General features: G+C 34.0%; 12 protein-coding genes. 8 read left to right on the top strand and 4 right to left on the bottom strand.

Features of this window, described 5'->3' with window-relative positions:
* The first annotated feature begins 52 nt into the window (after nt 1–52).
* Nucleotides 53–1,540 carry an APC family permease gene (locus M1D64_RS11210; RefSeq protein ID WP_002484074.1) on the top strand — a complete coding sequence of 496 codons (1,488 nt, stop codon included), beginning with the start codon at nt 53–55 and terminating at the stop codon, nt 1,538–1,540.
* Between the two features lie 294 nt (nt 1,541–1,834).
* On the opposite strand, the gene M1D64_RS11205 is transcribed toward M1D64_RS11210, so the two are convergent.
* The 3 genes from M1D64_RS11205 to hemQ form a co-directional block, all read right to left on the bottom strand.
* Nucleotides 1,835–2,287 (bottom strand): threonine/serine exporter family protein, encoded by a 453-nt coding sequence (locus tag M1D64_RS11205; RefSeq protein ID WP_011303765.1) that lies wholly within the window; start codon nt 2,285–2,287, stop codon nt 1,835–1,837.
* A gap of 11 nt (nt 2,288–2,298) precedes the next feature.
* Nucleotides 2,299–3,069 (bottom strand): threonine/serine exporter family protein, encoded by a 771-nt coding sequence (locus M1D64_RS11200; RefSeq protein ID WP_374057449.1) that lies wholly within the window; start codon nt 3,067–3,069, stop codon nt 2,299–2,301.
* 533 nt (nt 3,070–3,602) lie between these two features.
* Nucleotides 3,603–4,352, bottom strand: a complete 750-nt coding sequence (gene hemQ, locus M1D64_RS11195; RefSeq protein WP_002484071.1) for a hydrogen peroxide-dependent heme synthase — start codon at nt 4,350–4,352, stop codon at nt 3,603–3,605.
* Between the two features lie 175 nt (nt 4,353–4,527).
* Between hemQ and pta the strand changes: the two genes are divergently transcribed.
* The 6 genes from pta to M1D64_RS11165 all read left to right on the top strand — a co-directional run bounded on the left by pta (nt 4,528) and on the right by M1D64_RS11165 (nt 11,827).
* Complete coding sequence (gene pta / locus M1D64_RS11190; protein WP_011303762.1) at nt 4,528–5,514, top strand: phosphate acetyltransferase; 987 nt, start codon at nt 4,528–4,530, stop codon at nt 5,512–5,514.
* Nucleotides 5,514–6,350, top strand: coding sequence for a lipoate--protein ligase family protein (locus tag M1D64_RS11185; RefSeq protein WP_037539047.1), 837 nt, complete (start codon nt 5,514–5,516; stop codon nt 6,348–6,350). Before pta ends, M1D64_RS11185 begins: the two co-directional genes overlap by 1 nt.
* A gap of 598 nt (nt 6,351–6,948) precedes the next feature.
* The gene (gene mvk / locus M1D64_RS11180; protein WP_041079770.1) at nt 6,949–7,872 is read left to right on the top strand and encodes a mevalonate kinase; all 924 of its coding nucleotides are present in this window, start codon (nt 6,949–6,951) and stop codon (nt 7,870–7,872) included.
* Between the two features lie 5 nt (nt 7,873–7,877).
* Nucleotides 7,878–8,861 (top strand): diphosphomevalonate decarboxylase, encoded by a 984-nt coding sequence (gene mvaD, locus M1D64_RS11175; RefSeq protein ID WP_037539081.1) that lies wholly within the window; start codon nt 7,878–7,880, stop codon nt 8,859–8,861.
* Between the two features lie 12 nt (nt 8,862–8,873).
* Nucleotides 8,874–9,950 carry a phosphomevalonate kinase gene (locus M1D64_RS11170; protein WP_041079769.1) on the top strand — a complete coding sequence of 359 codons (1,077 nt, stop codon included), beginning with the start codon at nt 8,874–8,876 and terminating at the stop codon, nt 9,948–9,950.
* Nucleotides 9,951–10,210: 260 nt separating this feature from the next.
* Complete coding sequence (locus M1D64_RS11165; protein WP_115338663.1) at nt 10,211–11,827, top strand: alpha-glucoside-specific PTS transporter subunit IIBC; 1,617 nt, start codon at nt 10,211–10,213, stop codon at nt 11,825–11,827.
* Nucleotides 11,828–11,987: 160 nt separating this feature from the next.
* Here M1D64_RS11165 and M1D64_RS11160 read toward each other — a convergent pair whose 3' ends face one another.
* A complete protein-coding gene (locus M1D64_RS11160; protein ID WP_115340703.1) occupies nt 11,988–12,749 on the bottom strand; it encodes a MurR/RpiR family transcriptional regulator in 762 nt (253 codons plus the stop codon).
* 223 nt (nt 12,750–12,972) lie between these two features.
* On the opposite strand from M1D64_RS11160, the gene M1D64_RS11155 reads away from it, so the two are divergent.
* Nucleotides 12,973–14,064 (top strand): Gfo/Idh/MocA family protein, encoded by a 1,092-nt coding sequence (locus M1D64_RS11155; RefSeq protein WP_115338661.1) that lies wholly within the window; start codon nt 12,973–12,975, stop codon nt 14,062–14,064.
* The last annotated feature ends 10 nt before the right edge of the window (nt 14,065–14,074 follow it).

Genomic DNA, 14,074 nt, shown 5'->3' with positions numbered 1-14,074 from the left:
TGTTATAGAATTCATCTTGTGGGTATAATACACTCCATGAGGTGAATTTTTTATGAGTCAAAATAATCAGCAAGTAGATAGAGGAGATTTAAAGAAAAATCTATCTGAAAAATTTGTGTGGGCGATTGCTTACGGGTCTTGTATCGGTTGGGGTGCATTTATTCTACCGGGTGACTGGATAGGACAATCGGGACCAATTGCAGCAGCGATTGGTATTGTCATAGGTGCATTGTTAATGATACTTATTGCAGTGAGTTACGGTGCATTAGTTGAACGATTCCCAGTTTCGGGTGGCGCGTTTGCTTTTAGCTTTTTAGGATTCGGAAGATATGTAAGTTTCTTCTCATCTTGGTTTTTAACATTTGGTTACATATGTGTAGTGGCATTAAATGCTACTGCGTTTAGTTTGTTAATTAAATTTTTACTGCCAGATATTTTAGAAACAGGAAAATTATATACCATTGCAGGTTGGGACGTGTATATCACTGAAATTCTCATTGCATCGTTATTGCTTATTGTATTTATGTTTATAGCGATTAAAGGTGCTAGTGTGTCAGGATCACTACAATACTACTTCTGTGTAGCGATGGTTATTACTATATTACTATTGTTCTTTGGTTCGTTCTTTGGAGGTAATTTCTCTTTAGATAATTTACAACCATTAACCAATGAAAAAGAAGGTTGGTTTACTTCCATCATTATGATTGTTGCTGTCGCACCGTGGGCATATGTTGGATTTGATAATATTCCACAAACGGCAGAAGAATTTGATTTTGCACCAAATAAGACGTTTAAATTAATTGTATATAGTTTATTAGCAGCTGCATTTACTTATGTTTTAATGATTTTATATACAGGTTGGTTAGGTACAACATCAACAAGCCTAAACGGTAATTTATGGTTAACGGGTGCTGTTACGCAAGAAGCCTTTGGTTATATTGGTTTAGCTGTATTAGCAATTGCGATTATTATGGGTATATTTACTGGCTTAAATGGATTCTTAATGAGTTCAAGCCGTCTCCTATTTTCAATGGGACGTTCAGGTATTATGCCTTCTGTATTCAGCAAGTTGCATAAAAAATATAAGACGCCTTATATAGCAATTATTTTCTTAGTAACCATTACATTAATTGCACCTTGGTTAGGTCGTACAGCACTAACTTGGATTGTTGATATGTCTTCTACAGGTGTATCAATAGCTTATTTCATTACTTGTTTATCAGCAGCTAAATTATTTAGTTATAATAAATCAAGTAACACGTATGGACCTATTTATAAAACATTTGCGATTTTAGGATCAATTGTATCATTTATCTTCTTGTTGTTATTATTAGTTCCAGGTTCTCCGGCGTCACTTTCAGCACCTTCATACATCGCATTAGGCGGCTGGTTAGTGATTGGTTTAATCTTCTTTATTGTGCGTTATCCAAAATTAAAACGCATGGATAATAATAAATTGAGCTTGCTTATCTTAAACCGTTCGGAAAGTGAAGTTGTAGATTTAATTAATGAGAACAAGGCTGAAAACACGAATAAATAGTTTTTCTTGTGATTATTTTATGAATAAAGCATAGAAAACTTAATAAATAGTGAATTAAAACAAGTAGTATTCCTTTACGGTGTGCTGCTTGTTTTTTATTGGGTTAAATCTATAAATTGGTTTATCCATCAAAAAGATAATAAATCACAGTTTGCAGAAGAATCTGTGTCATAAATGAAACATATAGGTTTTGATAGCTAATAATTTATGACTAAATGAATTTATAATAAATTTTTAATAAAATAAGCCACACATGCACTCTTTTCAACGCATGTGTGGCTATTTATATAAATATTAGATTCTTTTTTTACGTATTTTTGTACCTGAAATAATTAGTTTAGAAATTTGATCTGCAAAAAGTAGACCTAAGGCGATAGCACCAGCAATAAGCGTTACTTCAAGCATTGTATTAATGGCTTTACTAAATTCTAAAAGTACTAAATTTTTCGTAGCATCAAATGCTAAACCACCAGGTACGAGTGGAATAATACCGGGAATCATAAAAATGATGACAGGTTCTTTTTTAGAGCGTGCCATAATATGACTTAAGCAGCCTAATGCAAGACTACCAAAGAAACTTGAATAAATTGTATGTGTATTTAAACCATCGAAAAATATGGTATAGACCATCCAACCGCATGCACCTACGATACCTACCGTGTTATATAAGCGTTTTGGGACATCAAATATAACGCCGAAGAATAGGGAAGCGGTATAACTAAATATAAAATTTAATATCCAAAACATAGACATAACTCCTAAAATATAATAAGTACTGTACTAACGCCAGCTCCAATACCGAATGCAGTAACGAGCGATTCTAATGATTTGGTGGTAAACATTAACATATGACCGCCAAACAAATCTTGAATTGCGTTTGTAATTAATACACCAGGTACAATAGGCATGACTGCTGCAATTATAATGGTAGAAATTGAACCACCGGGTATGAGATTATGACCGATAATGGTGACTAATCCAATAACTAATGCGCCCATAAATTCTGGGATAAATTGGGCATGCAATTTTTGTTGTAATATTTCGACTACAATATAACCGAAGGAACCAGCTAATAACGCTGTTAATACATCAGTTAAATGGCCGCCTTGTAAATATAAAAAACTGACAGATATGACGGCAGCAGCAATGAATTTATAAAAAAGGTAGTGGTTTTTTATACTTTGTTCTTGATATATTTTTTGAAGTTCTTGAAATGCATCTTCTAAAGAAATGTTACCGAGCGCCAAACGTCTAGAAATGCCATTTGTTCTGGAAATGCGGTGTAAATTCGTATCGCGCGTTCTAATTCTATACATACGTGGATATGACTCATCATGAAGCATGAAGTTGATAACGGTATTTGTAACAAAGCTATTACTTTCTTTGTGTCCCAAAGTGATAGCGATGCGTGTCATCGTATCTTCTACTCGAGAGCCTTCTGCACCAGATTCTAATAATATTCTTCCTGCTAACATGATGACATCTTTTGCCATCTTTTCATCATAACTTTCTATAGCTTGATTATATATTGTCATTTAATCACCAATTAATATTTATTTGAGCAACCCTGACAATCACTGCCTACAGGTTGAGTATAAGTTGCTAAAGTAATATTTTTTATTGTAACACTTTATGATCGTTATTTGTTATTTGAATTGGAACAAGTGCTTAAATGAAGGAAAACTGTATTTTGTGCAATTAATTCAATACATTTATGTTTCAAATATTTCAAATAGGTTAGAATAGTATTAGTTAACTGTTACAGACATGTATTGAGTAGCGACAATATACAACAGTTAATATTAAATTAAGTAGTGATTAAAAGTTCTCCCAAACACACTACATTCAACAAAGGCACACTTATTTATGTGATGAGCGTGCCTTTGTTTATTGCGCTGATTCACACTTAATAAAATTTGAGAATTCTATGATTAAAGTGAATTGATAACACGTGTACATCGGAAATTGAGAAGATGTATGAAAAAATATATAAAGAAGGTAGCGACATCAATTGCCGCTACCTTCTTTAGTTTGAGAAATATGATAAATCCATTGAATGATTTTATAAAGCAAATAAATCTTGTAAGTTATCTTTAGTCACAATATGACCTACATAAAAGCTTCCGAAGTCGCCATAACGTGCAGTTGTTTCATCGAATCTCATTTCATAAACAATTTTTTTGAATTGTAATGGATCATCTGCAAATAAAGTGACACCCCACTCAAAATCATCAAAGCCCACTGAACCAGTGATGAATTGTTTGATTTTACCAGCATATTGTCTACCTATTTTACCGTGAGCATACATTAATTCTTGGCGTTTTTCTAACGGTAACATATACCAGTTATAAGTTTCATTACGACGTTTATCCATAGGATAGAAACAAATATATTCAGATTGTGGTAATTCTGGGAATAATCTTGGTTTGATGTGTGGATTTTCATAAGGATCTTCGTCAGATTTTCCTGCAAGATAATTACCTAATTCGATGATTGATACATAAGAATAGGTTGGAATTAAGAAATCTGCAATCTTCAATTTATTAAATTCGTTTTCAAAAGCATTTAAATCTTTCATTTCTGGACGCAATGCCCATAAAAGAATATCTGCTTTTTGACCTGTAATATTATAAAAAGCATGATCACCTACGTGATTTGTACGCGCTTCTTCATGTTTATTTAAAAATGTTTGTAATTCATCTACGATTGTTTGACGCTCTTCTGTTGGAACTAAGCGTAAACTTGACCAATCAATAGCGTATAATAAATGTAAACTATACCATCCATCTAACGTTTCTGGTGCTTGTGGCATTTAAATCGCTCCTTTTTCATGAAAAATTCTATGTCTTCACTACAAAATTCTACCATAAAGGAACACTTAAAACATAAGTAAATGATTACAAATTGGTGACATGGAATTCTAAGAAACAATAACGTATAATGAGAAACGTAAAATAATTAAGAAAAGAAATTTGAGGAGGCCCCTAATGACTTTATTAGATGTATTACAAGAAAAACTTACGGGAAAAAACGTGAAAATCGTTTTACCAGAAGGTGAAGACGAGCGCGTATTAGAAGCGGCAACACAATTACAAGGTACTGATTATGTTTCTCCTATATTATTAGGAAATGAATCGAACATCAAAGCCTTAGCTAGTGATAAAGGTTTAGAAATTTCAGATTTAGAAATCATTGACCCAGAAACAAGCGAATTGAAACAAGAACTTGTTACTGCATTTGTTGAACGCCGTAAAGGTAAAGCGACTGAAGAACAAGCGCAAGAGATGTTGAAAGATGTTAACTACTTTGGGACAATGCTTGTTTATACTGGTAAAGCAGAAGGTTTAGTAAGTGGTGCGGCACATTCAACTGGTGATACGGTACGTCCAGCGTTACAAATCATCAAAACAAAACCAGGTGTCTCTAAAACTTCTGGTATTTTCTTCATGATTAAAGACGATAAACAATATATCTTTGGAGATTGTGCAATCAATCCAACACTTGAAGCACAAGATTTAGCAGAAATAGCTGTGGAAAGTGCAAAATCTGCTAAAAGCTTTGGCATGTCACCACGCGTTGCAATGTTAAGCTTCTCAACTAAAGGTTCTGCAAAATCAGATGATGTCGAAAAAGTTGCAACAGCTGTTAACTTAGCTCAAGAGAAAATTGAAGCAGATCATTTAGAAGATGTTGTTGTAGATGGTGAATTCCAATTTGACGCAGCAATTGTACCTGAAGTTGCTAAGAAAAAAGCACCTGATGCAAAAATTCAAGGCGATGCAAATGTATTCGTATTCCCAAGCTTAGAAGCAGGTAATATTGGTTATAAAATTGCACAACGTTTAGGCGGATTTGATGCAGTAGGTCCAGTATTACAAGGTCTTAATTCTCCAGTGAATGATTTATCACGTGGCTGTTCTAAAGAAGACGTGTATAATTTATCAATCATTACTGCAGCACAATCATTACAATAATGGATTTAGCAAGTAAATATTTTAATGGTATAGATTGGCGTTATATTGATCATTCCTCAGGATTAGAACCAATGCAGTCTTTTGCATTTGATGATACTTTTTCAGAAAGTGTTGGAAAAGATTTATCGTGTAGTGTAGTTCGAACGTGGGTACATCAGCATACTGTTATACTGGGGATCCATGATTCAAGATTGCCTCATTTACAAGAGGGGATTCGCTACCTCACAGAAGAGCGCGGTTACAATGCAATCGTTAGAAATTCTGGAGGTCTTGGTGTTGTATTAGATCAAGGCGTACTTAATATATCGCTGCTCTTTAAAGGTAAACATGATATTACCATTGATGAAGCTTTTACTGTAATGTATTTATTAATTGCAAAAATGTTTGAAGATGAAGATGTAGATATCGACACACATGAAATCGAAAGATCCTATTGTCCCGGTAAATTTGATTTGAGTATTAATGGTAAGAAATTTGCTGGTATTTCTCAAAGACGCGTCCGTGGTGGAATAGCAGTGCAAGTTTATCTCTGTGTGGAAGGTGATGGTAGTGAACGTGCTGATATGATGAAATCATTTTATGCGCGTGCGTTACAAGGTGAAGAAACAAAATTCACATACCCTGACATTGAACCGCAATGCATGGCCTCACTTGAAACATTATTAGGCAGAACGATTACTGTGCAAGATGTCATGTTTCAATTATTATACGCAATTAAAGATTTAGGTGGCCGTTTGAATATGGACCCTATTACCGATGAAGAATGGTTAAGTTATGAAGGTTATTTTGAAAAAATGATTGAACGTAATGCGAAAATAAACCGCTCTATGGATTGACGTTAATTAAAGAACAGGTGAGATACTTCAAATCGAAGTAATTCACCTGTTCTTTTTGTTTTGCGGATTTCAGCATAATTTGTGGTAATGGATTTTTATATCTGTTGAATTATAGAAATGAAATAAGTAATATAGTGAAAGTATGGTTAAAAATGCAGTACTAATAAAATTCCTTGAATTTAACGTGAGTTTTTTGAATATATGGCTAGTGCGTTTTATAATAGGGAAGTATTGAAAATAATTAGTAGCTGGTGTTAACTTTTTGTAACAACGATTTACAGTGCATTTGAATCATTAATTTCAAGTCCTTTGCTAAAATAATGCATCTATGACTAGAGTCGTATGGTAATATATGAAATTTATGAGATAATGTGTAATGGTATGTGCAAAAATAGAAAAAGAACGATTATTTTAGAATGAATATTAAAGATGCTTTAAATAATTAAGAGAGGCATCGTTATTGAACGCTGTGAAAACAGTTTATTTCCCAGGGAATATAGTTCATTGCATAAGCAGAATTAGGATGCGGGTATACACAAAAAAGGTGTAGTACACAGAAAATATAAAATTAAAGAAAATACTAAAGGTGATTGAAAATATGGCACAACAAGGATACGGGGAAGCGAATGGAAAGGTAATATTAATAGGCGAACATGCTGTTACATTTGGCGAACCAGCTATTGCAATTCCATTTACAACTGGAAAAGTTAAAGCGAAAATAGAATCTCTAGAGACAACAAACGCTTCATATATAAAAAGTGATGTATACGATGGAGAATTACAAAAGGCACCAGAGCATTTGAAAGCAGTCATTACACGTTTTATTGAAAAATATAATATAGCGACGCCTATTAAAGTTTCAATCGATACGAACTTGCCACCTTCTAGAGGATTAGGTTCTAGTGCTGCGATGGCAGTCGCTTTTGTGCGCGCAAGTTTTGATTATTTGGATGAGCCACTATCGGATGAAATGTTAATAGAAGAAGCAAATTGGGCTGAACGCATTGCTCACGGTAAGCCGAGTGGTATAGATACACAAACAATCGTCTCAAATAAACCCGTATGGTTCAAACAAGGTAAGGTTACAACATTGAAACCTTTAGATTTAAATGGTTATATGGTAGTTATCGATACTGGTGTTCGTGGTTCTACTAAACAAGCTGTTGAGGATGTACACCAATTATGTGAAGGTGATAGTACATATCTGCAATATGTTGAACATATTGGTAAACTTGTACATGAAGCAAGTGAATCAATTGAACATCATAATTTTGAACAATTAGCTAAGGTGTTTAATCTGTGTCAAAAAAATTTAAGAACACTTACAGTCAGTCATGACAAAATAGAAGAAATATTAGATGCCAGTAAAGCGCAAGGTGCGATTGCAGGTAAACTAACTGGCGGTGGCCGTGGTGGAAGTATGATTGTACTTGCAACTAATGAAGAGACAGCTAAGCGTATTGCAGAAAGTGCAACGCAATTAGGTGCGCATCATACATGGATTGAATATTTAGGAGGGTAATGAAGTTGGTGAATAGTGGTAAGGCACGTGCACATACAAATATTGCACTGATTAAGTATTGGGGAAAGGCTGACGAAACATATATTATTCCAATGAATAATAGTTTATCTGTTGCGTTAGAACGCTTTTATACTGAAACGAAAGTTACGTTTGATGAAAGCTATACGAAAGATACACTTATACTAAATGGTGAAACAGTTACTGCAAGTGAATCAGCTAAAATTAGTCGTTATATGGATATTGTTAGAGCGACATCAGGCACAACAATGTTTGCATATATAGAGAGCGACAATCATGTTCCAACTGCTGCTGGTTTAGCATCATCAGCAAGTGCGTATGCCGCATTAGCAGCTGCTTGTGACAAGGCTTTAAACCTTGGATTAACGGGTAAAGCATTATCTAGGTTAGCACGTAGAGGCTCTGGGTCAGCATCAAGAAGTATCTACGGTGGCTTTGTAGAATGGGAAAAAGGGCATGATGATGAATCATCGTACAGTTTTCCCATTGAAGCAGATCATTGGGAACAAGAGTTGGCAATGATTTTTGTAGTTATTAATAATAAAACAAAAAAAGTATCGAGTCGTGCCGGTATGTCACATACACGTGATACATCTCGCTTTTATCAATATTGGTTAAATCATGTAGATGAAGACATAGCGTCAGTTAAGCATGCCATTGAGCGAAAAGACTTTATGCAAATGGGTGAAGTCATTGAAGCTAATGGTTTACGTATGCATGCAACCAATTTAGGTGCACAACCTCCATTTACTTATATGGTTGAGGATAGCTATCTTGCGATGGATATTGTTGATCAGTGTAGAAAAGCTGGATATCCATGTTATTTTACAATGGATGCAGGACCTAATGTGAAAATTTTAGTAGAAAAGAAAAATCAACAAGCAGTTATTGATGCGCTACATAAATCTTTTGATAAAGATCAAATTATTGCAAGTGACATTATAAGTACAGGCGTTGAAATTATTGAGTAAGGAAGAGATAAAATGATTCAGGTAAAAGCACCAGGTAAACTCTATATTGCAGGTGAATATGCAGTTACTGAACCAGGATATAAATCCGTATTAATTGCGGTTGATCGATTTGTAACTGCTTCAATTGAAGACTCAAATGCCCCTCAAGGTACCATACATTCTAAAACACTACATCATGATCCAGTGACTTTTCAAAGAAGAGAAGATCAAATCGTCGTATCCGATGTACATGCAGCTAAACAACTTAAATATGTCATTACAGCAATTGAAGTATTTGAACAGTATGTGCGCAGTAACCATATCAGTTTAAAACATTTCAATTTAACGATTGATAGTAATTTAGATGACGCAAATGGCCATAAATACGGGTTAGGTTCAAGTGCAGCCGTGCTTGTTTCTGTAGTTAAAGTATTGAATGAGTTTTATGAAACGCATTTATCAAATCTTTATATTTATAAACTAGCGGTAATCGCGAATATGAAATTGCAGAGTTTAAGTTCATGTGGTGACATCGCTGTTAGTATTTACACTGGTTGGTTAGCGTACAGTACATTTGATCATGAGTGGGTCTCTCAACAAATTGAAGATACATCTGTTAATGAAGTATTGAATAAAAACTGGCCAGGTCTGCATATTGAACCGTTGCAACCACCGGAAAATATGGAAGTATTGATTGGTTGGACAGGATCTCCTGCATCGTCTCATCATTTAGTGAGTGAAGTGAAACGCTTGAAGTCAGATCCAACGTTTTATGGTAAGTTTTTAGAACGTTCCCACCTATGTGTTGAAAAGTTGATCCATGCTTTTAAAACAAACCATATTAAAGGTGTACAACAAATGATTCGTACCAATCGCGAAATTATTCAATCTATGGATAAAGAAGCTACGATAGATATAGAAACGGCACATCTCAAAGTGTTGTGTTCTGTAGCAGAAAAATATGGCGGTGCTGCTAAAACCTCTGGTGCAGGTGGCGGTGACTGTGGTATTACGATTATAAATAGTGATATTAATAAGAAATTGATATATCAAGAATGGTTAGAGAATGAAGTGAAACCATTAGAATTTAATATTTATCATGGTCAATAAAGTCATGACAACTTGAGCAGTATACTAATCTACAGATTAGGTACTGTTTTTATTATTCCAATTTTTCTCTTTGTTATTGTTATTTAAAAGTTTAGTTTTAGAAAACGATATTCAGGAAAAATTACCTTTTAATGAAAATAAAATCATTCAAAGGTACATAGTGTCAAAATCCCCTAGTTATATTGATGTTATATAAACTAAAGCATATCATCACCTTAAGAGAACGCTTACATTAACTGCGTGGAAAAAGGGTGATTATTATGAACATTGGACGGAATTTTGGTAATGCTATACGTAGATTTGGCGGGGCAATGATTGTTCCAGTATTATTGTTTCCATTCTTTGGAATCATTATAGGTATAGCTACACTTTTCAAAAATGAAGCCATAATGGGACATCTTGCGGATCCAGAAGGTTTATGGTTTCAAGTATGGTCGCTAGTTGAAAATGGTGGATGGACTGTATTTGAAAATATTGAACTTATTTTTGTCATTGGGTTACCTATTTCATTAGCGAAGAAATCGGCGGGGCATGCGGTCATGTCTTCAGTGGTTACTTATATGATGTTTAATTATTTTATCAATAGCATATTAACAACTTGGGGGCCAGCTTTTGGTGTGGATTTTAAAGGTAGTCCTGACGATGTAACTGGGATAACTGAGTTAGTTGGTATTAAAACATTAGATACTAATATCATTGGTGCATTAATTATTTCTGGTATCGCCATATGGTTACATAATCAGTATTACGATAAGAAGTTACCTGAATCTTTAGGTATATTTCAAGGTTCTCCATTTGTGGTAATGCTTGCGTTCTTTAGCATGATTCCTTTGGCTTTTCTAACAAGTTGGGGATGGCCAATAGTTCAAGGATGGATCGCATCGTTACAAGTATTTCTTGCTTCATCTAGCTATGTTGGGGTTTGGCTCTTTCATTTCTTAGAAAGAATACTAATTCCAACAGGATTACATCATTTTATTTATACGCCATTTGAATATGGACCTGCAGTTGTGAATGGTGGCATTAAATCATATTGGATTTCGCACCTTACTGAATATTCAGAGACCAAGAAATCATTGAAAGACATCTTCCCTGGCGGCGGATTTTTATTACAAGGGAATACTAAAATATTTGGATCAATAGGTATAGCACTTGCAATATATTCCACTGCCAAACCTCATAAAAAGAAAGAAGTCGGTGCGTTATTATTAGCAGCTACATTGACGGCAGTATTTGCTGGTATTACAGAACCATTAGAATTTACCTTTATTTTTATTGCACCTTTCTTATTTTTAATACATGCCATACTGGGGGCAACAATGGTTACGACTATGCATGCATTTGGATTAGTTGGTAACTTAGGAGGCGGTTTTATTGAAATTGCAGCAACAAATTGGATTCCATTATTTGGTTCACATTGGGGGACATATGTAGCGCAATTTATCATTGGTATCATTTTTATCTTTATTTACTATTATTTATTTAGATTTATCATATTGAAGTTTGATATACCGATGCCAGGTAGAGAAAAAGACGACAATCAAGATACTAAATTATATACGAAAAAAGATTATCGTGAAAATAAAAATCAAAGCAACGTCTCTAATAGTTCTAACGAATATCAAAGAAAAGCTGAAGTATATATTGAAGGTTTAGGTGGCACAGAAAATATAGTGGATGTTACCAATTGTGCAACGCGATTACGTGTAACAGTGGCAAACCCTGAACAAGTAGCGGCAGATGATTACTTTAAATCAAATGGAGGCGCACATGGATTAGTGAAGAGTGGTAAAAACGTTCAGGTCATTGTTGGACTTTCAGTTCCTCAAATAAGAGAGGAAGTAGAGCAACTACTTAATAAAACTGCTAAACACTAAAGTGTACATGTTAGTGGAAGTGAGAAAAGAAATATCAACTTGATCAATTTCTTTTCTTACACTTTATTGAAATGAAGCATGGCACCTTGAGTGAAAGTAGCCTATATTATTTAGAAAAACACATATGCATCTATAATGTTTTCTAGACTTAGATGAATTATTACAGGAATGAGTTATTATTGATTTTATAGTTATGGTACGTTCTAGCTATAAAATCAAATACAACATAGTAAGGTGTAAAACTATAGTATGTTGTAGTATTAAAAAATTGAATAGGTGCACTATTAACATATACATTAAACGCAGCATTTTTAGCGATATAGTTATCATGCAAAGTCGTAATAGATACGTAATGCAATTCACGAGATTTAATGAGTTGTATGGGATCAATTAAATTCTTGGTTTCTCCTGATAATGAGATGATAAACAGTAAATCATCAGCAGACATTTGATCTATGGCTAAACGCAATTCGGTTTCATCATTTATAACGATTGCTCTTTTTGAAATAGATAACATATGTCGTTGCGCTTCACGTGCAACATTTTGCTGTGCCATACCAGTACCAAATATATAGATAAATGGAGCAGTTTCGATTAATTGATTAAGCGTGTGATAGTCAAACATTTCAAGATGTTCTACGGTTCTTCTCACATCTTCAATAATTGGATTGGCGCTTGCAAGTTGAGGTGATTCATTATTTGAATCCATTTTTATATAAAATTTAAAATTACTATAACCTTCAAATCCCATTTTTTTAACAAGTCTATGGATAGTGGAGATGGAAGTATGGGTCAGTTTACTTAAATCATGAATTTTCATATTTGAAATTTGATCAATATTTTGTCTAATAACATTGATAATATGTAAATCATTTTCTGTTAGTTGTTCAAAGTGTTTATTAATAAGATGATCTAGAACCATATAAAAAGATGCCACCTATTCATTGGAAAAATTTCCGAATTTTGAAAATATATTCTAATGTTAATATATAAATTCTAAATATGTCAAATTTATTGGTGTTTTTACTTATTTAATTTACTATTAACTTAATTTAGATTTAAATTATTAAAAGTATATTTTTTTCTTGCTATTTGTAAGCGTTTACTTCAAAGAAATTGATTAATGTTATATAGGAGATGAGACGATGACAATAAAAGTTGGTGTTATTGGTTGTGGCGGTATAGCTAATGGAAAGCATTTACCAAGTTTAGAAAAAATCACTGAAGTAGAGATGGTTGCTTTTTGCGATATTGACATTGCTAAAGCATATAAGGCTGCAGAAAACTATGGTAGCAATAATGCAAAGGCATATGAAGATTATAAAGCATTATTAAAAGACAGCAATATAGAAGTGATACATGTTTGTACTCCGAATAATACACATCAAGAAATTACAGTTGCAGCATTAGATGAAGGTAAACACGTAATGTGTGAAAAACCTATGGCAAAAACTTCTATTGAAGCGCAGGCAATGATTGATGCGTCAGTCCGTAATAATAAAAAATTGACAATAGGTTATCAAAATAGATTTCGAGCAGACAGTCAGTATTTGCATAAAGTAACACAACGTGGAGATTTAGGAGGAATTTACTTCAGTAAAGCTCATGCTATTCGCAGACGCGCAGTTCCAACGTGGGGTGTTTTTCTAGATGAAGAAAAGCAAGGTGGTGGCCCCCTAATTGATATCGGGACACATGCATTAGATTTAACGTTATGGATGATGGATAATTATGAACCTGAATCGGTGATGGGCTCAACATTCCATAAATTAGGGAATCATGCGAATGCAGCAAATGCATGGGGACCATGGGATCCAAGTAAATTTACTGTGGAGGACTCTGCATTTGGATTTATCAAAATGAAAAATGGTGCCACGATTATATTAGAAACGAGTTGGGCGCTTAATTCCTTAGAAGTTGATGAAGCTAAATGTTCTTTATCAGGTACAGATGGTGGAGCAGATATGAAAAATGGTCTACGTATTCATGGTGAAGATTTAGAAACGTTGTATACATCTGAAATTGAATTAGAAAATACAGGGGTAGATTTTTATGAAGGTGAAACAATAGACGAAGCAGAGGAAGAAGCACGTGCTTGGATAAATAATATCATTCACGATACAGAACCCATAGTTAAACCACATGAGGCTTTCGTTGTCACTCAAATTTTAGAAGCTATATATGAATCAGCGAAAACAGGTAAAGCTGTATATTTAAACGATAAATCAAATGAATAGGAGACATTTT

The organism is Staphylococcus sp. Z5-21 (genome assembly GCF_056529615.1).
The sequence above is the reverse complement of the archived record's forward strand: the minus strand, read 5'-3'. Positions and strand labels throughout refer to the sequence as shown.